The following is a 20188-nucleotide window of genomic DNA, read 5'->3' on the forward strand; positions in this document are numbered from 1 at the left end:
CCTCGTCCTTTGCCGGTCCGCGTGGCAGGGCCGGCATGCTTGGAAAAAGGCGAAGCGTCGAAGGATGATGGTCACTTCCTATCTATACCGCAAATACCGTTTCTTTCGTCTTCCATACCCTGTTGTTATGTATCTCGGCCGCCGCGCGAACGGCGGGTCGATTCATCCATGACGCGGCGCAGCGTCGTGACCAGCCGCTCGGCATAGCTGGAGAGCGCGGCGTCGGCGCGATAGGCGACATAGGTCTGGAATTCCGTATCCTCGCTGATCGGAATGACGGCCATTTCCTGGTCGGCGATACCGCCCACGGTGAAGGCGTCGATGACCGCAATGCCGAGATTCCGCTTGACCAGCGCACAAACCGTCGTGCCGAAACGCGCCCTGATCGGGGTGCGATATTCGAGCTTCTCCCTCTCGAATATGCCCGCCATGATCGCCCCGTAGGGATCGCGCGGGTCGATACCGATGAGCGGATGCTCGGCGATCTCGCGGGCGGAAATTTCGGTCCGGCCGGCAATCGGATGCTCCCTGGCGGCGATGCAGACGAGGTGCCCTTTGGACAGGGGCTCGAACGTGATCGAGGGATGGGTGAGATGATAGCTCATCGCGACCAGCTCTCCCTTGCCGAGCAACAGGTAATCGATCGCCTCCTCTATCCTCAGAATATCGAAGTTGATGCGGATGTCCGGGTAGAGCCGCATAAGCCCGGCGATGGCCTGCGGCATCATCGCATTCGCAATGCTCGGCACCGAGCCGAGCGCGAGTTCCACACCTCGTCCTCGCTCCAGCTGACGGATGGAAAATTGCAGGTCGTCGACCTTGCGATGGACCTCCTGGAGCTGCGCGAAGATGTCGCGCGCTTCGTCGGTCGGCACGTAACGCCCGGCCTTCTTGACGAAGAGCTTTATCCCCAGCGCGCTTTCGATATGCTTCATCGTCCGGCTGACCCCCGGCTGGGCGACATTCATCAGACGCGCCGCGCCGGCGATCGTGCCGGCGATCATCACCGCCCGGATCACTTCGATCTGGCGTAGCGTAAGCCCCATCGCACCCTCCCTGGCGGCTGCCTCACCGGCGGCAGTCGAGCAGAGCCGGTATCCGCGCGCAAGTAGCGTCCAGGGAGTTTGCGTGCGGCCTCAAAACGGCAGCCCCACATAGTTCTCCGCGAGCGCGGTCGCCGCCGCGCGCGAGTGGGTGAGATAATCGAGTTCCGCCTCCTGGATTCGCTGGTCGAAGTCGCTGGTCTCCGGAAAGCGGTGCAGCATCGTCGTCATCCACCAGGAGAAGCGCACCGCCTTCCAGACGCGGGCGAGTGCGCGGGCCGAATAGGCGTCGATGCCGGCATTCGAGCGGTCCCGATAGTATTCGAGCAATCCCTCGAACAGATAGTGCACGTCGCTCGCCGCAAGGTTCAGGCCCTTGGCGCCGGTCGGCGGAACGATATGGGCGGCGTCACCCGCCAAAAACAGCCGGTTGAACCGCATCGGCTCGGCGACGAAGGAGCGGAGCGGCGCGATGGACTTCTCGAAGGAGGGCCCCGTCACCACGCGCTCGGCGTGATGGGCGGGCAGGCGGCGGCGCAATTCGTCCCAGAAGCGCTGATCGTCCCAGTCCTCGAGCTTCTCCTCGAGCGGGCACTGGATGTAATAGCGGCTGCGCGTGTGCGAGCGCATCGAACAGAGCGCGAAGCCGCGCGGGTGGTTGGCATAGACCAGTTCGTGGTCGACCGGCGGCACGTCGGCAAGGATGCCAAGCCAGCCGAAGGGATAGATTTTCTCGAAATTGCGGATGGCCCTTTCCGGCAGGCAACGTCGGCTGACCCCGTGAAAGCCGTCGCAGCCGGCAATGAAGTCGCAGTCGATGCGCTGCGCAATCCCGTCCTTCTCGTAGGCGACATGCGGTGTCCGCCCGTCGAAATCCCGCGGCATCACGTTCGCCGCTTCGTAAATCGAGAGCGCCCCGACCCGTTCCCGATGGTCCATCAGGTCGCGGGTGAGTTCCGTCTGCCCGTAGATCATCACCCTCCTTCCGCCGGTCAGGCCGAAGAGGTCGATGCGATGGTCGCGCCCGTCGAAGGCGAGCGAGAAGCCGTCATGCGGGAGGCCCTCGGCATGCATGCGGGCGCCGCAGCCCGCCTCCTCCATCAGCCGCACCGTGCCTTCCTCCAGAACGCCGGCGCGCACACGGCCGAGAATGTGATCCTTGGTCGCGCGATCGAGGATCACATTGGCAATCCCCGCTCCCGTCAGCAATTGCCCGAGCAGGAGCCCCGAAGGCCCGGAGCCGATAATGACGACCTGAGTGCGCATGATTGTCCTCCCACTTCCGCCGGGAAATTGCAGCTGGCTCGCCGGTATCGGCACGCGAATTCTTTCCGCTATCGTACATCGCCGGCGGCTCGGCTGTAGCGCTTTGATCTGCTGCATGCTTTTTTCCGTCAATCGCGATACGATCGAAGGAAACATGAGGGGAGAGCAGTCGTGGCCGACGAAACACAGGCGCCGGAAACCAAGTTGACTTCCACGAAGCGCCGCTGGGCGGCCGACGGCAAGTTTCTCACCGGCCGCATTGCCCGTCCGGAGACGGATCGCCTGCCGCCCGGTCAGCATCTGGTCAGGGACTGGCCGGTTCTCGATCTCGGGCAGCAGCCGCACCTGACCCACGAGACGTGGCGGCTCGACGTCACCGGCCTCGTCGAGAACCCGCTCTCGCTCGACTGGAACGCCTTCCAGGCGTTGCCTCAGAGCGACAGCCTCTCCGACATCCATTGCGTGACGACCTGGTCGCGCTATGACAACAATTGGCGTGGCGTATCCACGCGCGATCTTCTTGATCGCGTCATGCCGAACCCGGAGGCCGCCTTTGTCATGCTGACGAGCTTTGACGGTTACACCACCAACCTGCCGCTCGCCGACTTTGCCGCCGAGGATGCGATCCTCGCGACCGCCTGGGAGGGCGCGCCGATTACGCGGGCCCATGGCGGGCCGGTGCGCCTGGTGGTCCCGCATCTCTATTTCTGGAAAAGCGCCAAATGGCTGCAGCGCATCGATTTCCGCGCAGCCGATTCGGCAGGTTTCTGGGAGCGGAACGGCTACCACATGCGGGGCGATCCCTGGCTCGAGGAGCGCTATTCCGGCGATTGACGCCAGCGCGGGATGAGTGTGGTTTTCCGTCCGGGATTGCGGAAAAGCATTAGAGAGTGTCCGCGATTCGGAGAAAAACGGAAATGCTCTGACGCTCTCGTCTTCGACTGCAACTCGTGATTTTTGATGCTACAGTCCCCGGTTGAGGGGGCGGTAACGCATCCCCGCGCCGACCTTGAAGCCAACATTCCTGTCCGGGAGGAAAGCATGCGCAGTCCCTGCCTGAAATCCCTGTCCATTACCCTGATCGTCGCACTGAGTACGTTCTCACCGCGGCCGGCCCCGGCGGCCTCGCCAGAGCCGGTCAAGGCCGAGCACGGCATGGTCGTGACCGCCCAGCATCTTGCATCCGACATCGGCGTCGAGGTCCTGAAGAAGGGCGGCAATGCGATCGATGCGGCGGTTGCGGTCGGCTATGCCCTCGCCGTCGTCTACCCGACGGCCGGCAACATCGGCGGCGGCGGCTTCATGACCATCCGCTTCAAGGACGGCAAGACGACATTCCTCGATTTTCGCGAGCGCGCGCCTCTCGCCGCCACCAAGACCATGTATCTCGACGACAAGGGCGATCTCGTCGAGGGATTGAGCACCGAAGGCTATCTCGCAGTCGGCGTGCCCGGACCGGTCATGGGGTTCGAGTTCGCCCGCAGCCGTTACGGCACAAGGCCGCTGAAGGAGCTGATCGATCCGGCGATCAAGCTCGCGCGCGAGGGCTTCGTGCTCGAACAGGGTGACATCGAGTCTTTCGACGGCGAGACCGAGCGGCTCGCCAGGGATCCGGCGGCCGCCGCCATCTTCCTGAAGCCCGACGGCAAGCCTTTTGCAGCCGGTGACCGGCTGGTCCAGACCGATCTTGCCGCTTCGCTTTCGAGCATCGCCGAAAAAGGCACGGACGCCTTCTATAAGGGCGCGATCGCCGACGCGATCGTCAAGGCGAGCACGGATAAGGGCGGCATTCTCGCCAAGGAGGATTTCGAGCGCTATCAGGTTCGCGAGCTCGAGCCGGTCAAGTGCAACTACCGCGGCTATGACATCGTCTCCTCGCCGCCGCCATCGTCAGGCGGATTGATCATCTGCGAGATTCTCAACATCCTCGAGGGCTACCCGCTCTCCTATCTCGGTTACGGCTCGGCCGAGACCGTGCATGCGATGATCGAGGCGATGCGCCATGCCTATGTCGATCGCAACACCGCGCTCGGCGATCCGGCCTTTGTCGAAAACCCGGTCGCAAAGCTCGTCGACAAGAGCTACGCGAAAGAAATCCGCGCCAAGATCGACCCCTTCAAGGCCGGCGTTTCCCAGGAGCTGATGCCGGCGGGCTTTACCGAAAGCAAGGAGACGACCCATTATTCCATCATCGACGACGAGGGGAATGCGGTTGCGGTGACCTACACGCTGAACGGCTCCTTCGGCGCGGGCGTCGTCGCGCCCGGCACGGGTATCCTCCTCAACAACGAGATGGACGATTTCACCGCCAAGCCGGGCACCCCCAATCTCTATGGCCTCGTGCAAGGCGAGGCGAATGCGATCGAAGCCGGCAAGACGCCGCTTTCGTCGATGAGCCCTACGATCATCTCGAAAGACGGCAAGCCCTTCATGGTGATCGGCAGCCCCGGCGGCGCCCGCATCATCACCATCACGCTGGAAGCGATCATCAACGTGATCGACCACGGCATGAACATCCAGGAGGCCGTCGACGCGCCGCGCGTCCACCACCAGTGGCTTCCGGACAAGGTCTTCATGGAGCCCTATGCTCTCTCGCCCGATACGCGCAAACTGCTTTCCGCCATGGGCCATGACGTTCAGGTCGACGAGAACTGGATGATCTGGGGTCAGGCAGCGGGCATCCTCGTCGGCGGCGAGAACGTTGCCGAGATCGAGGCGGGCGGCGGCGCCCGCTACAACGGCGCCGTCGACAGCCGCATCGGCGCAGGTGCGGCGCGAGGATATTGAGGGCGACGGCTAAAGCGGGATGAGGAAAATGCGTGCGGTTTTCCGCCCCCATCCCGCTCGTAGCCGGTCAATGGACAAAACATGCAGCAGCTCAAAGGGCTACAGTGACCTTTGCTCGTCTCATAAGACGCGCGGCGCTGCAGGAAACTTTTCGGAGGGCTGCAATCTCTCCTCATCCTCATCTCTGTGCTTGTCACAGAGATCCAGCAGCGCCGCGTCTGCGGCGCGGAAGAGCCTTTCCAGCCCAAGGACTTGGGCTGGCTGGATTCCTGTGACAAGCACAGGAATGAGGGACCGGGGATACGTCACGCAATGAAAGTGTCTACATTCTCGCATCGAAGCGAAGCGGGACGCTGTATACGGGCGGGACCCGCGCCGCCTCGCTATCTTCACGGTTTATGAAGCGCGCTGAGGAACCGCACCCTCTCCACCCTCGCCCCTGTGCTCGTCACAGGAATGAGGAAATCAAACAACCCGCCGCGGGTATCCGATCTCAACAGGCCTTAGCGCAACACAAGCCGCAATGCGGCTTGTGTTTCCCTGAGCAGAGGCAGAAAGCGCTCGGCCATCTCGCGGGCCGGCACATGGGCGGCGGATGCACCGATGTTCACGGCCGCGAGCACCTGCCCGCGATCATTGGCGACCGGTACCGCGATCGAGCAGAGGCCGAGCTCCAGTTCCTGGTCGATAATCGCATAGCCCTCGTCGCGAACCCGCCGCAATTCCGCCACCAGCTCTTCCGGGTCGGTTCTCGTCAGCGGTGTGTTCGCCTTCAAGTCGGAACGTCCGAGTATTTCGCGTGCCTCGGTCTCGGGTAGTGCGGCCAGCAACACCCGCCCCATCGAGGCGCAATAGGCGGGAAGACGCGAGCCGGGCGTCAGGTTGATCGACATCACCCGGCGCTGCGACGCGCGTGCCACATAGACGATCTCGGTCCCGTCGAGCACCGAGGCGGAAGCGCTCTGCCCGGCTTTTTCCGCGAGCTGGTCCAGGTAAGGCTGGACAATGGCCGGCAGCGGCGTCGCCGAAAGATAGGCATGGCCGAGCCTCAGGATCTTCGGTGTGAGCGTGAAGAACTTGCCGTCGTAATTGGCATAACCAAGCTGCGACAGCGTCAGCAGGGATCGCCTGACGGTCGCCCGGTCGAGCCCGGTGATCTTCGCGGCGTCGGCGATCGAAAGCCGCGGCTGCGCCTCGCCGAAGGCTTCGATCACCCTCAGACCGCGCGCAAAGCCGCTGACGAAATCCGTTTCCCGCATCGTGTCTCCCGCCGGTTTCTGGCCTGCGATTTTGTGCGACATACGAACAAATGTCAAATTTCGCACAAAAGAAATTGACGCCTGGGAGGAACAGGCGCTTATTCGGGTCGAACATCACTGGAGGAAAACGATGGCGCGGATAGTCTCTCTCGCCGAGGCGGTGGCGGAGAATGTCAGGGATGGCGATACGGTGGCGATGGAAGGCTTCACGCACCTGATCCCCTATGCCGCGGGACACGAGGTGATTCGCCAGGGCCGGAAGGACCTGTTCCTCGTGCGCATGACGCCCGACATCCTCTACGACCAGTTGATCGGCGTCGGTGCGGCGCGGGGCATGAAGTTTTCCTGGGGCGGCAATCCGGGCGTCGGTTCGCTGCACCGCTTCCGGGATGCGGTCGAGAACCAATGGCCGCGGCCGATCGAGATCGAGGAACATTCGCATGCGGCCATGGCCAATGCTTATGAGGCGGGTGCCGCGAACCTGCCTTTTGCGTCCTTCCGCGGCTATATCGGCGCCGACCTGCCCAAGGTGAACCTCAATATCAGAAGCGTGACCTGCCCCTTCACCGGCGAGGTGCTCGCCGCGGTGCCTGCAATCCGCCCGGACGTCACGATCATCCATGCCCAACGCGCCGACCGCAAGGGCAACGTCCTGATCGAGGGGATCGTCGGCGTGCAGAAGGAAGCGGTGCTCGCCGCCAGGCGCTCGATCGTAACGGTCGAGGAGATCGTCGACGAACTCGACCCGCCCTCCCCCAATTCGGTGGTGCTGCCGGAGTGGGCGGTGACCGCCGTCGCGCATGTGCCGGGGGGCGCCTTCCCGTCCTATGCGCATGGTTACTATCCCCGCTCCAACGCCTTCTACATCCGTTGGGACGAGATTGCGCGCGAACGGGAGACCTTCAACGCATGGATCAGGGAGAACGTCCTTGCCGCCAAACCCGAGGACTTCGCCCGCCACGCCGCGAAGACCGCGGCCAAGGTTGCTTGAGGGGAAAGCGAAGAATGACTGATTTCACCCCCATAGAGATGATGACGGTCGCCGCGGCGCGCGCGCTTTCAAACGACGACGTCTGCTTCGTCGGCATCGGCGCGCCGTCAGCCGCCTGCAATGTGGCGCGGCTGACGCATGCGCCGGATATCACGCTAATCTATGAGAGCGGCACCGTCGGCACCAGGCCCGACGTACTGCCGCTCTCGATCGGCGACGGAGAGCTCTGCGATACCGCGCTTTTCACCGTCTCGGTGCCGGAAATGTTCCGCTACTGGCTCCAGGGCGGCCGGATAACCACGGGCTTTCTCGGCGGCGCGCAGATCGATCGTTTCGCCAATCTCAACACGACCGTCGTCGGCCCCTATGACCATCCCAAGGTGCGCCTGCCGGGAGGCGGCGGCGCGCCGGAAATCGCCTCCAATTGCGGCCGCATCTTCATCACCATGGCGCTGACGAAGCGCAGCTTCGTGGAGAGGCTGCCCTTCGTAACCTCCATGGGACACGGCGAAGGCGGCAATCATCGGGAGCGGCTTGGATTGACGACCAGCGGCCCGACCCGCGTCGTCACCGATCTCTGCATTCTGGAACCGGATCCGGAGACGAAGGAATTGACCGTCGTTTCCATGCACCCCGGCGTCACCCGGGATCAGATCGCCGGAAATTGCGGCTGGCCGATCAAGTTCGCGGAGAACGTCATCGAAACACCGGCACCGACCGAGACCGAGCTTGTCGTTCTGCGCGACATCAACGCCCGCACCAAAAAAGCCCACGAGGCCGCGGGAAGGGAGGCCACCTGATGCGCGAGGCCTATATCTGCGACTATATCCGCACTCCGATCGGCCGCTTCGGCGGCTCGCTCGCGTCGGTCCGCGCCGACGACCTCGGCGCCATTGCGCTGAAGGCGCTGATGGACCGCAACAGGTCGGTCGACTGGGAAGCGGTCGATGACGTGATCTTCGGCTGCGCCAACCAGGCGGGCGAGGACAACCGCAACGTCGCGCGCATGTCGCTGCTACTTGCGGGGCTGACCGTCGCCCTTCCCGGCACGACGATCAACCGGCTCTGCGGATCCGGCATGGATGCGGTGATTGCGGCCGCGCGGGCGATCAAATGCGGCGAGGCCGAACTGATGATCGCCGGCGGGGTCGAATCCATGTCGCGGGCGCCTTTCGTGCTGCCGAAGGCCGAGAGCGCCTTTTCGCGCAATGCCGAAATTCACGACACGACGATCGGCTGGCGCTTCGTCAATCCGCTGATGAAGGCACAATATGGGGTCGACTCGATGCCGGAGACCGGCGAGAACGTCGCCGAAGACTATAAGGTCTCGCGCGAGGACCAGGACGCTTTCGCCCTGCGCAGCCAGGCAAAGGCCGCGGCCGCCCAGACGAACGGCCGCCTTGCGAGCGAGATCGTCGCCGTCACCATCCCCCAAAGGAAAGGCGAACCCGTCGTCGTCGACCGCGACGAGCATCCGCGCGCCACGACCATCGAAGCGCTCGCCAGGCTCAAGGCTCCCTTCCGGGAGGGCGGCACCGTCACTGCCGGCAATGCTTCGGGCGTCAATGACGGCGCTGCGGCACTCATCATCGCCTCGGAGGATGCTGCCAGAAAATATGGGCTGCGGCCCATGGCCCGCATCCTCGGCGGCGCTTCGGCCGGCGTGCCGCCGCGCATCATGGGCATGGGACCGGTGCCCGCCTCGCAGAGGCTCATGACACGGCTCGGCGTGACGCAGGATCGGTTCGACGTCATCGAACTCAACGAGGCTTTTGCCAGCCAGGCACTTGCGGTCCTGCGCGCGCTGGGAATCGCCGACGACGATCCCCGCGTCAACCGCAACGGCGGCGCCATCGCACTCGGCCATCCGCTCGGCATGTCGGGTGCGCGCATCACCGGAACGGCAGCGCTGGAGCTCGCCGAAACGAGTGGCCGCACCGCGCTTGCCACCATGTGCATCGGCGTCGGCCAGGGCATCGCGGTGGCGCTGGAGCGGGTGTAGTTATCGTGTAATGCGAAATCCCGCCGGCGCTTCGACGGAAGAAGTCTCCTCGCTTGCGACGTCGGCGACGGAAGCGCCGGGCGGCCCTTTCCAGAAATGATCCAGCATTCTGCTCACGGCGCCGTCCGGCCCGGCGATGAGGGCGGTCACCGAGCCGTCGCTCTCGTTGCGAACCCAGCCATCAAGGCCGAGCCTTTCGGCCTCCTCGCGTGTCCAGTCGCGAAAGCACACGCCCTGTACCCGTCCGGTAATTCTGACCAAAGCGGCCCTGCGGTCCTTCGTCATGGCGTTGGCCTCCTTTCCGCTTCGAATCTGGCGCATATGGCGGCTAAGGCAAGCGTCTTCCTTACGCCTCCGGTGCGGCACCTCGGCCTTTCTTTTATCAGACGGAAAAAATTTCACTTTCGGTCTTGAAGATGCTGCACTGCAGCATTATTATGTAACTGTCGATGGAACACTCCTCCTCCCAGTTCCATCGCGGTATCGGCAACCCTCCTCCTCCCAGTTGCCGGTCAGGATCGAAAGCCCGGCGCACCTCCTCCCGCGCCGGGCTTTCTCTTTCAGCCGAGGCGTCGAGCCAGCGCGATCCCGAATTCCGTTATCCCTGCAAGACTAGACCGCGGTAAGATCCGAAACATGGCCGGCACATAGCTGGGAACATTTCCGGAGATGGGGCATCCAATATCCGAGAAGGAGCCCGACCATGCCTATCGCTGAAACCGAGCTTTGCCTGAATGCGCCGCCACCTGCGCAGGACCTCTCCCGTTTCCGCGCGATCATGCAGGCGCATAACCGCAAGCTCTACCGGATCGCCCGGAGCATCCTGCGCAACGACAGCGATGCGGAAGACGTGCTGCAGGAGGCCTATGTCCGTGCCTTCACGCGCTTCGAGGGTTTTCGCGGCGATGCGGCGATCACGACCTGGCTCGCCCGGATCGTCATCAACGAGGCGCTCGGCCGCCTGCGGAAAAAACGGCGGCTGATGAAACTTGCCAAAGATATGCGGCAGTCGCAAGAGGCGGAGATCATCGCCTTTCCCCTCAACTCAGGCATCGGCGATCCGGAAAAGACGATGGCACAGCGACAAATCCTCGACCTCGTCGAAAGGCTGACGGACGATCTCCCGGACACCTACCGCACCGTATTCGTACTGCGCGTCATCGAAGGGCTCGACAACGACGAGGCGGCCGCCCTGCTTGGTCTCAAGCCTGAAACGGCACGCACAAGGCTGCACCGGGCGCGCCGCATCCTGAAAGAGCAGTTGGAGCGGCAGATCGGCCCGGTTCTGCTGGATGCCTTTCCTTTCGCGGGAAAGCGCTGCGAGCGTCTGACCGAGTCCGTTCTTGCCCGCATTTCGCCTCGGTCGCCGGAAACAGACGGAAAATAGCGGGAACGCTTCGAGCCGCGAAGCATCCAAAGCGTGGCTTTCAAACACGCTTTGATCTTCGAGGAAAGGAACATCCCATGACCATCATCAGACTGACGACCGCAACGGCCGTGATCGCCCTCCTTTTCGGCACCGGCGGGGCACTCGGCAACGACAAGCCGACCGACCCGCAGATCGCCCATATCGCCTACACTGCCGGCGTGCTCGATATCGAAGCCGCCAAACAGGCGATCGCGACGTCGAAGAACGAGACCGTCGTCGAATTCGCCCAGAGCATGCTGCGCGACCACGAGTCGGTTAACAAGCAAGCCCTCGATCTCGTCAAGAAGCTCAACGTCACGCCTGAGGACAACGAGACGAGCAAGACCCTCTCGCAAGCGGCCGAGGCGAAGCGGCAGGAGCTTGCGAAGCTCAAGGGCGAGGAATTCGACAAGGCCTATATCGCGCATGAGGTCGCCTACCACAAGCAGGTCAACGGCGCGCTGGAAACGCTGCTGATACCGTCGGCTCAGAATGCAGAACTCAAATCGCTGCTCGAGACCGGGCTTAAGCTGTTCCAGGGACATCAGCAGCATGCCGAACACGTCGCGGCCGAATTGAAGTGAGACCGCAATGTTCATGACGCGAGCGGCAACTGTCTTATTTTCGATGGGAGCGGCCGTCGTGGCCACTCCTTCTCAGGCCGAAACCATCCGTGTGACGATCGATCGCCTCGTCTACCTGCCCGTAGAGATCGAGGCGAAGGTGGGCGACGAGGTCGAGTGGATCAACAAGGATGCGCTCGTCCACACGGCGACCGTCAAAGGCGGCGCGGACGTGCTTCTGCCGGCGAAGAAATCCGGCCGGCTGGTGCTTCAGGAGGCGGGCAGCTTCGATTACATCTGCCGCTACCATCCCAACATGAAGGGCCACATCACCGTGCGGCCGTGACCCGCAGCTCCCTCCCGCCCGCGGCCGGAGGGAGCAGAAGCAACCGACAACTCAGTCCAGATCGTCGCTTTCCGGTTTCGGCGCATTGTCGCGGTTGCCGTAGATGATCTCGCGCTTGCCGACATGGTTCGCCGGGCCGACGAGACCGTCCTTCTCCATCCGTTCGACCAGCGAGGCGGCGCGGTTATAGCCGATGCCGAGGCGGCGCTGGATATAGGAGGTCGAGCACTTCTTGTCCCGCAGCACCACTTTCACCGCCTGATCGTAGAGCTCGTTGCCGTCTTCGGCGGCGATCGCGCTCTTGTCGAATACGGCGCCCTGATCCTCCTCGACCTCTTCCTCCTCTTCGTCCGCCGTCACCGTCTCGAGATATTCCGGACGCCCCTGCGTCTTCAGATGCGCGACCACATGCTCGACTTCCTGATCGGAAACGAACGGACCGTGGACGCGGGCAATGCGGCCGCCGCCGGCCATGTGCAGCATGTCGCCCTGGCCGAGGAGCTGTTCGGCCCCCTGCTCGCCGAGGATGGTGCGGCTGTCGATCTTGGAGGTCACCTGGAAGGAGATGCGGGTGGGGAAGTTCGCCTTGATCGTGCCGGTGATGACGTCGACGGAGGGACGCTGGGTCGCCATGATCAGGTGGATGCCGGCAGCACGCGCCATCTGCGCAAGCCGCTGGATCGCCCCTTCGATCTCCTTGCCGGCGACCATCATCAGGTCGGCCATCTCGTCGACGATGACGACGATATAGGGCATCGGCGAAAGGTCCATTTCCTGCTGCTCGAAGAGCGGCTCGCCGGTGCCCTTCTCGAAACCGGTCTGCACCGTCGCGAGGATCGGCTCGCCTTTTTCCCGCGCGGCCGCCGCGCGCTGGTTGTAGCCGTCGATGTTGCGCACACCGAGCCGCGACATCTTGCGATAGCGGTCCTCCATCTCGCGCACCGCCCACTTCAGCGCCATCACCGCCTTCTTCGGATCCGTGACGACGGGCGTCAGCAGATGCGGAATGCCGTCATAGACGGAGAGTTCGAGCATCTTCGGATCGACCATGATGAGCCGGCATTCTTCCGGCTTCAACCGGTAGAGCAGCGACAGGATCATGGTGTTGATCGCTACCGACTTGCCCGAGCCGGTGGTGCCGGCGACGAGCAGATGCGGCATCTTTGCGAGTTCGGCGATCACCGGTTCGCCGCCGATCGTCTTGCCGAGGCAGAGCGCCAGCTTGCAGCCGGTCTTCTGGAAATCGCCGGATTCGATCAGCTCGCGGAAATAGACGGTTTCGCGCGTGGCATTCGGCAGCTCGATGCCGATGACGTTGCGGCCGGGCACCACCGCGACGCGGGCAGAGAGCGCCGACATCGAGCGGGCGATATCGTCGGCCAAACCGATGACGCGCGAGGACTTGACGCCCGGCGCGGGCTCGAATTCGTAAAGGGTGACGACAGGGCCGGGGCGGACATGGATGATCTCGCCCTTGACGCCGAAATCCTCGAGCACGCTTTCGAGCAGTCCGGCATTCTGCTCGAGCTGCTCCTGCGTCATGAAGAAACCCTGGCCTTGCGGCGGCTCCTGCAGAAGTTCCTTCGAAGGAAACTCGTAGGCGTCGCCGCCCTGCAGCGGCTCGATGGCGCCGATCGGCGGCAGAGACGGCGAAGAACGCTGTATCACGGCCGGCATGGTGATCGCCGCCCTGGTCACCGGCGCTTCGGGAGCCGGTTCGCTTGCGGGCACGATGGCGGGCACGATGGCGGGCGCGACGGGGTCGGCCGGTGCCGGAGCGGGGGCTTCGGCTATAACCGGGGCGGCTGTCTCGACGACGGCCGGGTCAGCGGCAAGAGCCTGCGGCGCTGCCGGAGCCGGTTCGGCAGCGGCGGGCTCGGGCCGCCGGCATTCCACCACACGGAACAGCGAGCTTATCGCCGTGGGCGGCTGCGGCCGGATCTCGACAGGCGTTGCGGCGGCGATCTTTGGTGGCGAGACCTTCGGCGCGGCTGCGACCGGCGCGCGAAGGTGCGCGGCTTCCTTCACAGGTTCCGCGGCAGTCGGCGGAACAGCCGCCGCTTCGAGCGGCATGAACTCGAAAAACGCAAAATCGGACAGATAGGCCAGATGCGCTTCTGCCTGCCGGGGCACATCCTCCTGCATTCCGGCACTCCGGGGCGCAAGGTTCGCAACGGGCAGTGCATGCGGAACCACAGGCACCTCGTCCGCTACCGGCAGGGCCGATGGTGTTTCAGGAGTGGCGGGCTCTTCCTCCGTCACGGCCGCGCTTTCGGTGGTTGCCGGTTCGGTGGTGCTCGCTTCCGGCGCCGGCGAGCGTGCAGCGCTCCAGGAGGGCAGCTGCTGCGTCAGCACCCGCAGGAGCTCGGACGGACTGTAGGACGGCAGTTCCGTTTCGACCGCCGACGGAGCGGAGTCGGCCGGTACCACGGCCATCACCGTTTCGGCATCGGACGCTTCCGCCGCAGCTTCGTCGGCCTCAGCCCGGGTTTCTTCGGGCGCCGGCGGGTGACGCTTCATGAGTTCGCGCTCGGGCGTGCGCGTGAAGCGCACGTTCGGCGACAGGAAGAAATGGCTCTCCCAGCTCGGCTCGCCGGATAGGCCGGTGATCTCGGCAAGCGTCGGAAGCGGATCGCGCGTAGAGACGGTAACCTCGGCCGGAGCATAGGCGGAGCCATGACCGTAGAGGCGCGCGGCGCGTCCCGCATAGCCTGTCTCCTGGTCCCGATGGCCAGGCGCGCGCCGCGGCGCTTCCGGTGCTTCGAACAGATGGTCGTGAGCGGCCGCCTCAGGCGCCGAAGCGTCCGCGGAACCTTGCGCAACCGGATGCGGGTCCTCGAAATCAACCGCGTGATTTGCGTCATACAAAGCTGCAGGCGAGAAATTTGTCCGGGGAATGCGCATGGCCTGTAAACTCGAAATTCATCATCGAAGGGGCTGCCCTACGGAATAGGAAATGAAGGTTAACAACTTCCTTCCGGGAGCCTCGCCGGAAGGGCGCCGGGCCGCCTTGAAAACCCTCCCGAGTGCTGTTCCGTGCTCGCGGTGCAAGGCTTTCCCGCGCTTCGACAATGCAATTCCGTTCCGTTCAATTTCTGTTTCAGCTGTGGAAAATTTCCGATCCGCGGGCTCTGCATTTACAATCATGGAGCAGCGAACGCCTGCCGCCGTTCCGAAGGCCCGGAGCGGGTATGCGTCCGCGATCAGGCCATAGTGAAGAAAGGCACGTCACATGAGCGACAATCCCGCACTTCAAGGCTCCTTGGCCCTCATCGGCCGCCTGCTTCTCGCCGCCATGTTTATTCTTTCCGGCTTCGGGAAACTGGGCGATCCATCCGGCACGATCGGCTACATCGCCTCGGCGGGGCTGCCCCTGCCTCCGGTCGCCTATGCGATTGCTCTTGTCGTGGAGATCGGCGCAGGCATCCTCCTCGTCCTCGGCTATCGGGCCCGGTGGATGGCGCTGATCCTTGCAGCCTTCACCCTGGCCTCGGCGATCGGCTTTCACACCGACTTCGCCGACCAGAACCAGATGATCCACTTCATGAAGAACCTGGCGATCACCGGCGGCTTCCTTCAGATCGCCGCCTTCGGCGCGGGTGCCTTCAGCCTGGACGGCCGGGTCGGTCGCGCCAACCGAGAAATGGGTTGACGCGAATCAGAGGATGAATCATTCCTCTAACGGAATAGACCGCATATTTCGCATTTCGGCGTAGCTAAGCGATTGCTCTGTCAGAGAATGCGGCAGGCGCATCTGCACGGCGGCGAGGCGCCATGCGGGCACGAGGAGTTTTGACCATGGATATGATGACGGCAGCGGCGACGGCAGGCGCGAGCGGCGGGGCATTGCGCAAACCGGCAGACGAGGCGATCGCCGCCGACGCGCGGGCGCTTTCCGAACAGCTGAAGGCGATGCGAGACCGGCTCTTTGCGCCGACAGCGAGGAAGACGCTCCGGAGCTTCACCTCCGGCGAGGCCGCCAAGCTCATCGGGGTTTCCGACGGATACTTGCGCCAGCTGTCGCTGGCTGGCGAGGGACCGCAGCCCGACACCGGCGCCGGCGGACGACGCTCCTATTCGCTCTGCGATATCAACGCGTTGCGTCGACATCTGGCCGAACAGGCGATTGCCAAAGGCAATGACGCCAAGGCGCGCGGTTATCTCAAATGGCGCGATGCCGCGAGAAGCGAGCATCTGCAAGTGATCTCGGTCACCAACTTCAAGGGCGGCTCCGGCAAGACGACCTCATCGGTCCATCTCGCGCAATATCTCGCTCTGACCGGGCACCGGGTGCTCGCGGTCGACCTCGACCCACAGGCGTCGCTTTCGGCGCTGTTCGGCTACCAGCCGGAACTGGACCTGACCGGCAACGACACGCTCTACGGCGCAATCCGTTACGACGCCGAGGCGCGGCCACTGAAGGACATCATCCGCAAGACCTATTTCGACGGGCTCGACCTGGTGCCGGGCAACCTCGAACTGCAGGAGTTCGAACACACGACGCCGCAGGCGCTCAGTGCGCGGCAAAGCGGTGCCGATGCGGGGCCGCTCTTCTTCGCACGGGTGCAGGCGGCGCTGGCAAGCGTCGCCGACGACTACGACGTCGTCGTCATCGACTGCCCGCCGCAGCTCGGCTACCTGACGCTCTCGGCGCTCTGCGCTTCGACATCGGTCATCGTCACCGTGCATCCGCAGATGCTCGACGTCGCATCTATGAACCAGTTCCTCTACATGACTTCGGACCTGCTCAGCGTCGTGCGCGAGGCCGGCGGCGAGCTCAATTTCGATTTCCTGCGCTATCTCGTCACCCGCTTCGAGCCGAATGACGGGCCGCAGGCCCAGATCGTCGGCTTCATGCGCTCGCTCTTCGGCGACCGGGTGCTGACCTCCGCCATGGTAAAATCGACCGCGATCTCGGATGCAGGTCTCACCAAGCAGACGCTCTACGAGGTGGGCCGGGAGAATTTCACCCGCGCGACCTATGACCGCGCGATCGAATCGCTGAACGCGGTCAACGGCGAGATCGAGGCTCTCATTCACACGGCATGGGGGCGCTGAGTCATGGCTGGCAACAACCGGAAAAACGAATTGCGGGCGCTGTTTTCGGGAAGCGCGCCTGCCGGCGATCAGCAAGCCCCCGCCGAAGCGGCGCCGGCCGAGTTGACACCTGTCAACGCCAGGCCCGCCGCAGCGCTCGATGCGCCCCGTGCGGCTTCCGGCGCAGTGAAGGCCATGGGGCTTTCTCTCGGCAGCATCACCCGCGAGGCCGAGGAAGCACGGGTGCTCAGGGAGGCGTTGACCCAGGGAGAACGCGTCATTTCGCTCGATCCGGCTCTGGTCGAAAGCTCCTTCGTCGAGGATCGGCTGACCGATGGCGAGGTGGACGATGCGGATTTCCTCGCGCTCGTCGAGAGCATTCGCGAGAATGGCCAGCAATCGCCGATCCTCGTGCGGCCGCACCCGGAAAAGCGGGGCCATTACCAGACCGCCTACGGCCACCGGCGCCTGAAGGCGGTGCGCCGGCTCGAGCTCCAGGTCAAGGCGATCGTCCGGACGCTGACCGATGACGAGCTCGTGCTTGCCCAAGGCAAGGAAAATGCCGAACGGCGCAACCTTTCCTTCATCGAACGGGCGCTTTTCGCCGCTGCGCTCGTAGCGCGCGGCTTCGACCGCAAGGTGATCGGCGATGCGCTTGCGGTGCAGAAAAGCGAGCTTTCGCGCCTCCTGCAGGTGGCCGACGGCGTGCCGCACGAAGTCGCCCGCGCGATCGGCCCGGCGCCAAAGGCCGGGCGCGAGCGCTGGATGGCGATCGGGACGCTGCTTGAAAGGCAAGAGGCGCGCGCCAGAGCCCAGGACGAGATCGCTTCGCCACGCTTCCGCGCCGTCGATTCAGACCAGCGCTTTCAGCTTGTCTTCAATCGTCTGTCGCAAAGCGACAAGCCTGAACCGGAAAAGCCGGAGGAACTGAAGGACGCGGCAGGGCGGGTCTTCGCTCGGCTGAAGCGCGACGGGAAAGCGCCGAGGATCGAGTTCCTCCCGGGCACCCATCCGGCCGTCGTCCAGGAAGCCGTGGCGATGCTCGCCAAGTGGCATGCCTCCTTCGTCGAGAACCAGAAGACTTAGCCCGCCATGATGGCGCGCATGGGGACGAGGCGATCGACAAGCCGCGGCGGGTATCCGGATATCGACAGGCCCTAGAGCGACGCAGCTCGACCGCAACGATGACCAGCTCGGGCATCGCCACGGTCGTGAGCGGTGGCTTTATAAGCGTGCCGATCGAGATCCCGCCGAAACCGGCGATGGCGACGGAACGGAATGCATCGGATGGCTGAAGCGGTCGGCAAAGGCCTCGATGGAGCCGCGCCCGAAGCGTCTCAAGCGCCGCCGCACCAGAATGGACATGACCCGGGCGGCGGTCGAGAAGGTCATTGCGTCCAGCGGTCCGGCGCCGCTCCAGGGCTTCGTCAGCCGATCGGTGACTATACCGATCATATTGGCCGGCATGAGGTCCGTGCAGGGTCTCATCCATTCGAAAACGGCACTGACCGGAAGCACCTTGTCCTCGAAGGAAACGATGGGTTCGGGCATGCCCTCCTCCCAATCGTCATAGGCTTCGAGGGCGTCCTTGAAGAGCGTCTGGAGCGTAATGGGGGCGTGCCCTTCGTGAAGGGCGGGCAGGAAATTCGTCATTAGGGTCTCCTCCGATTGGATAGGCCGGAAACGCGAAATGGCCAATTCTGTCAGCGGGATGTGATTGCGAAACTCGCCACGGCACCATGCTTCGTCCGGAGACATGGAACGCGCCGTGACACTTTGAACTGCTGCATTGGCTAACCCTCAACCGGTTCCGGTCGAAGAACCACGCAGGAGCAATCATCGAACATGCATGTGCAGTATGGGTCAAAGCGCTTGAGCGGGCAAACGCAATCCACAAAAGAAGTGGATTTTTCTGTCGCCCGCAGGCGCACCTGAGATCAGACGCCCGGCGCAAAATGTTGACTTTAATAACTATTTTCGCGTCTGTGGAAAACCGCGCGCAGGCTCGCCATCCGGCTTCAAACGGTTAGATGCCGGCGCGCTTGCGGCGTGTCGAGCGTCTCCGGCGGCCCCTCATGCACGAAAGCCCCGCGGTCCATGATATAGACGTGGTCGGCAAGCTCACGACAGAAATCGAGATATTGCTCCACGAGCAGGATCGCCATGCCGGTCGAATCCCGCAAATATTTGATTGCGCGGCCGATGTCCTTGATGATCGACGGCTGGATACCCTCGGTTGGCTCGTCCAGCACCAGGATTTTCGGGCGTGTCACGAGCGCGCGGGCGATCGCAAGCTGCTGCTGCTGGCCGCCCGAAAGGTCGCCGCCCCGCCGGCCGAGCATCGTCTGAAGTACCGGAAACAGGCTGAAGATGTCGTCGGGGATCGAGCGTTGAGCCCGCCTCAGCGGAGCGAAGCCGGTTTCGAGATTCTCCTTCACCGTCAGCAGGGGAAATATCTCGCGGCCCTGCGGCACGTAGCCGACGCCCTGCTTGGCGCGTCGGAAGGGCGCCATGCCGTCGAGTGGCGTGCCGTTGAAAGAGATCGTGCCGCTCGTCACCGCATGCTGGCCGGTGACGGCCCTGAGCAGGCTCGACTTGCCGACGCCGTTGCGGCCGAGCACGCAGGTGATCTTGCCCATCTCCGCCTTGAACGAGACGTCGCGAAGCGCCTGGGCGGCGCCGTAATGCAGGCTGACGTTTTCGACGTTCAGCATCGGTTCAATTCCTTCCGCTCATCGGCCGAGATAGTTTTCGATCACCTTCGGATCGTTGCTGACGAAATCGATCGAGCCTTCCGCCAGCACCGAGCCTTCCGCAAGGCAGGTGACCTTGACGCCGAGATCGCGGATGAAGCCCATGTCGTGCTCGACGACGATCACCGAGCGCGTCCTGGCGATTTCCTTGAGGAGGATCGCGGTCTCCGCCGTCTCCGCATCGGTCATCCCGGCCACCGGCTCGTCCACGAGCAGGAGTTCCGGTTCCTGGGCGAGCAGCATGCCGATCTCCAGCCATTGCTTCTGACCATGCGAGAGATTGGCGGCGAGTTCGTCCCGGCGCGCCGTAAGCCGCACAGTCGAAAGGATCTCCTCGATGCGGCTCTCGTCCTCTCTCGTCAGCCGATAGAACAGCGTCGCGAAGACGCCGCGGCTGCGGTTCAGCGCCAGCTCCAGATTGTCCCAGACGGTATGGTTCTCGAAGACGGTGGGCTTCTGGAACTTGCGGCCGATGCCGAGCTCGGCGATTGCCGCTTCGTCCCTCTTGGTGAGGTCGATGTCGCCCTTGAAGAAGACCTCGCCCTCATCCGGCCGCGTCTTGCCGGTGATGATGTCCATCATCGTCGTCTTGCCGGCGCCATTGGGGCCGATGATGGCGCGCAATTCCCCCGGCTCCACGACGAAGGAGAGCGAGTTCAGCGCCTTGAAGCCGTCGAAGGAGACGGAGACGCCGTCGAGATAGAGCAGGTTCCTGGGCTTCTTTCCGGTCATG

General features: G+C 63.7%; 19 protein-coding genes. 11 read left to right on the top strand and 8 right to left on the bottom strand.

Features of this window, described 5'->3' with window-relative positions; all coding sequences use genetic code 11:
• Positions 1-125: 125 nt before the first annotated feature.
• Positions 126-1046, bottom strand: coding sequence for a LysR family transcriptional regulator (locus AC6CIG_RS02625; protein ID WP_018096136.1), 921 nt, complete (start codon positions 1044-1046; stop codon positions 126-128).
• A 90-nt stretch (positions 1047-1136) separates the two neighbouring features.
• On the bottom strand, positions 1137-2309 hold the full coding sequence (gene pobA / locus AC6CIG_RS02630; RefSeq protein ID WP_498322206.1) for a 4-hydroxybenzoate 3-monooxygenase: 1173 nt from the start codon (positions 2307-2309) through the stop codon (positions 1137-1139).
• Positions 2310-2480: 171 nt separating this feature from the next.
• On the opposite strand from pobA, the gene AC6CIG_RS02635 reads away from it, so the two are divergent.
• Entirely contained in the window at positions 2481-3143 is a 663-nt protein-coding gene (locus AC6CIG_RS02635; RefSeq protein ID WP_498322208.1) for a sulfite oxidase-like oxidoreductase, read from the top strand.
• Positions 3144-3350: 207 nt separating this feature from the next.
• Positions 3351-5096 carry a gamma-glutamyltransferase gene (gene ggt, locus AC6CIG_RS02640; RefSeq protein ID WP_498322210.1) on the top strand — a complete coding sequence of 582 codons (1746 nt, stop codon included), beginning with the start codon at positions 3351-3353 and terminating at the stop codon, positions 5094-5096.
• Between the two features lie 503 nt (positions 5097-5599).
• On the opposite strand, the gene AC6CIG_RS02645 is transcribed toward ggt, so the two are convergent.
• Positions 5600-6355: an IclR family transcriptional regulator gene (locus tag AC6CIG_RS02645; protein WP_102761758.1), complete on the bottom strand. Its 756-nt coding sequence runs from the start codon at positions 6353-6355 to the stop codon at positions 5600-5602.
• Between the two features lie 130 nt (positions 6356-6485).
• On the opposite strand from AC6CIG_RS02645, the gene AC6CIG_RS02650 reads away from it, so the two are divergent.
• The 3 genes from AC6CIG_RS02650 to pcaF are packed head-to-tail and all read left to right on the top strand — an operon-like array spanning position 6486 to position 9348.
• Positions 6486-7346, top strand: coding sequence for a CoA transferase subunit A (locus tag AC6CIG_RS02650; protein ID WP_100671204.1), 861 nt, complete (start codon positions 6486-6488; stop codon positions 7344-7346).
• Positions 7347-7360: 14 nt separating this feature from the next.
• The gene (locus AC6CIG_RS02655) at positions 7361-8146 is read left to right on the top strand and encodes a CoA-transferase subunit beta (RefSeq protein ID WP_018096129.1); all 786 of its coding nucleotides are present in this window, start codon (positions 7361-7363) and stop codon (positions 8144-8146) included.
• A complete protein-coding gene (pcaF, locus tag AC6CIG_RS02660; RefSeq protein WP_498322212.1) occupies positions 8146-9348 on the top strand; it encodes a 3-oxoadipyl-CoA thiolase in 1203 nt (400 codons plus the stop codon). The genes AC6CIG_RS02655 and pcaF overlap by 1 nt, the downstream gene beginning before the upstream one ends.
• On the opposite strand, the gene AC6CIG_RS02665 is transcribed toward pcaF, so the two are convergent.
• The gene (locus AC6CIG_RS02665) at positions 9349-9633 is read right to left on the bottom strand and encodes an acylphosphatase (protein WP_348627601.1); all 285 of its coding nucleotides are present in this window, start codon (positions 9631-9633) and stop codon (positions 9349-9351) included.
• 418 nt (positions 9634-10051) lie between these two features.
• On the opposite strand from AC6CIG_RS02665, the gene AC6CIG_RS02670 reads away from it, so the two are divergent.
• The 3 genes from AC6CIG_RS02670 (at position 10052) to AC6CIG_RS02680 (ending at position 11665) form a co-directional block, all read left to right on the top strand.
• Positions 10052-10735, top strand: a complete 684-nt coding sequence (locus AC6CIG_RS02670) for an RNA polymerase sigma factor (RefSeq protein ID WP_498322214.1) — start codon at positions 10052-10054, stop codon at positions 10733-10735.
• A 77-nt stretch (positions 10736-10812) separates the two neighbouring features.
• On the top strand, positions 10813-11340 hold the full coding sequence (locus AC6CIG_RS02675) for a DUF4142 domain-containing protein (protein WP_498322215.1): 528 nt from the start codon (positions 10813-10815) through the stop codon (positions 11338-11340).
• A 7-nt stretch (positions 11341-11347) separates the two neighbouring features.
• Entirely contained in the window at positions 11348-11665 is a 318-nt protein-coding gene (locus tag AC6CIG_RS02680) for a cupredoxin domain-containing protein (RefSeq protein ID WP_100671194.1), read from the top strand.
• 51 nt (positions 11666-11716) lie between these two features.
• On the opposite strand, the gene AC6CIG_RS02685 is transcribed toward AC6CIG_RS02680, so the two are convergent.
• A complete protein-coding gene (locus tag AC6CIG_RS02685; RefSeq protein ID WP_498322217.1) occupies positions 11717-14569 on the bottom strand; it encodes a DNA translocase FtsK in 2853 nt (950 codons plus the stop codon).
• 328 nt (positions 14570-14897) lie between these two features.
• Here AC6CIG_RS02685 and AC6CIG_RS02690 point away from each other — a divergent pair, with 328 nt between their 5' ends.
• The 3 genes from AC6CIG_RS02690 to repB all read left to right on the top strand — a co-directional run bounded on the left by AC6CIG_RS02690 (position 14898) and on the right by repB (position 17788).
• Entirely contained in the window at positions 14898-15317 is a 420-nt protein-coding gene (locus AC6CIG_RS02690) for a DoxX family protein (protein ID WP_498322219.1), read from the top strand.
• Between the two features lie 146 nt (positions 15318-15463).
• Positions 15464-16723: a plasmid partitioning protein RepA gene (repA, locus tag AC6CIG_RS02695; RefSeq protein WP_018096121.1), complete on the top strand. Its 1260-nt coding sequence runs from the start codon at positions 15464-15466 to the stop codon at positions 16721-16723.
• Positions 16724-16726: 3 nt separating this feature from the next.
• Complete coding sequence (gene repB / locus AC6CIG_RS02700; RefSeq protein ID WP_127708155.1) at positions 16727-17788, top strand: plasmid partitioning protein RepB; 1062 nt, start codon at positions 16727-16729, stop codon at positions 17786-17788.
• A 138-nt stretch (positions 17789-17926) separates the two neighbouring features.
• Here the strand turns inward: repB and AC6CIG_RS02705 are convergent, their stop codons facing one another.
• The 3 genes from AC6CIG_RS02705 to urtD all read right to left on the bottom strand — a co-directional run bounded on the left by AC6CIG_RS02705 (position 17927) and on the right by urtD (position 20187).
• Complete coding sequence (locus AC6CIG_RS02705) at positions 17927-18355, bottom strand: BRA0787 family protein (protein ID WP_018096119.1); 429 nt, start codon at positions 18353-18355, stop codon at positions 17927-17929.
• Between the two features lie 365 nt (positions 18356-18720).
• Entirely contained in the window at positions 18721-19416 is a 696-nt protein-coding gene (gene urtE, locus AC6CIG_RS02710) for an urea ABC transporter ATP-binding subunit UrtE (RefSeq protein WP_100671186.1), read from the bottom strand.
• An 18-nt stretch (positions 19417-19434) separates the two neighbouring features.
• Positions 19435-20187 (bottom strand): urea ABC transporter ATP-binding protein UrtD, encoded by a 753-nt coding sequence (urtD, locus tag AC6CIG_RS02715; protein WP_102761757.1) that lies wholly within the window; start codon positions 20185-20187, stop codon positions 19435-19437.
• Position 20188 lies beyond the last annotated feature (1 nt).

The organism is Sinorhizobium sp. GQ132 (assembly GCF_059758575.1).

What these genes read in the sequence shown, in the direction of transcription:
- AC6CIG_RS02625 (WP_018096136.1), bottom strand. Translation starts at nt 1,046, where the DNA reads ATGGGGCTTACGCTACGCCAGATCGAAGTGATCCGGGCGGTGATGATC.
- pobA (WP_498322206.1), bottom strand. Translation starts at nt 2,309, where the DNA reads ATGCGCACTCAGGTCGTCATTATCGGCTCCGGGCCTTCGGGGCTCCTG.
- ggt (WP_498322210.1), top strand. Translation starts at nt 3,351, where the DNA reads ATGCGCAGTCCCTGCCTGAAATCCCTGTCCATTACCCTGATCGTCGCA.
- AC6CIG_RS02645 (WP_102761758.1), bottom strand. Translation starts at nt 6,355, where the DNA reads ATGCGGGAAACGGATTTCGTCAGCGGCTTTGCGCGCGGTCTGAGGGTG.
- AC6CIG_RS02650 (WP_100671204.1), top strand. Translation starts at nt 6,486, where the DNA reads ATGGCGCGGATAGTCTCTCTCGCCGAGGCGGTGGCGGAGAATGTCAGG.
- AC6CIG_RS02655 (WP_018096129.1), top strand. Translation starts at nt 7,361, where the DNA reads ATGACTGATTTCACCCCCATAGAGATGATGACGGTCGCCGCGGCGCGC.
- pcaF (WP_498322212.1), top strand. Translation starts at nt 8,146, where the DNA reads ATGCGCGAGGCCTATATCTGCGACTATATCCGCACTCCGATCGGCCGC.
- AC6CIG_RS02665 (WP_348627601.1), bottom strand. Translation starts at nt 9,633, where the DNA reads ATGACGAAGGACCGCAGGGCCGCTTTGGTCAGAATTACCGGACGGGTA.
- AC6CIG_RS02670 (WP_498322214.1), top strand. Translation starts at nt 10,052, where the DNA reads ATGCCTATCGCTGAAACCGAGCTTTGCCTGAATGCGCCGCCACCTGCG.
- AC6CIG_RS02675 (WP_498322215.1), top strand. Translation starts at nt 10,813, where the DNA reads ATGACCATCATCAGACTGACGACCGCAACGGCCGTGATCGCCCTCCTT.
- AC6CIG_RS02680 (WP_100671194.1), top strand. Translation starts at nt 11,348, where the DNA reads ATGTTCATGACGCGAGCGGCAACTGTCTTATTTTCGATGGGAGCGGCC.
- AC6CIG_RS02685 (WP_498322217.1), bottom strand. Translation starts at nt 14,569, where the DNA reads ATGCGCATTCCCCGGACAAATTTCTCGCCTGCAGCTTTGTATGACGCA.
- AC6CIG_RS02690 (WP_498322219.1), top strand. Translation starts at nt 14,898, where the DNA reads ATGAGCGACAATCCCGCACTTCAAGGCTCCTTGGCCCTCATCGGCCGC.
- repA (WP_018096121.1), top strand. Translation starts at nt 15,464, where the DNA reads ATGGATATGATGACGGCAGCGGCGACGGCAGGCGCGAGCGGCGGGGCA.
- repB (WP_127708155.1), top strand. Translation starts at nt 16,727, where the DNA reads ATGGCTGGCAACAACCGGAAAAACGAATTGCGGGCGCTGTTTTCGGGA.
- AC6CIG_RS02705 (WP_018096119.1), bottom strand. Translation starts at nt 18,355, where the DNA reads ATGACGAATTTCCTGCCCGCCCTTCACGAAGGGCACGCCCCCATTACG.
- urtE (WP_100671186.1), bottom strand. Translation starts at nt 19,416, where the DNA reads ATGCTGAACGTCGAAAACGTCAGCCTGCATTACGGCGCCGCCCAGGCG.
- urtD (WP_102761757.1), bottom strand. Translation starts at nt 20,187, where the DNA reads ATGACCGGAAAGAAGCCCAGGAACCTGCTCTATCTCGACGGCGTCTCC.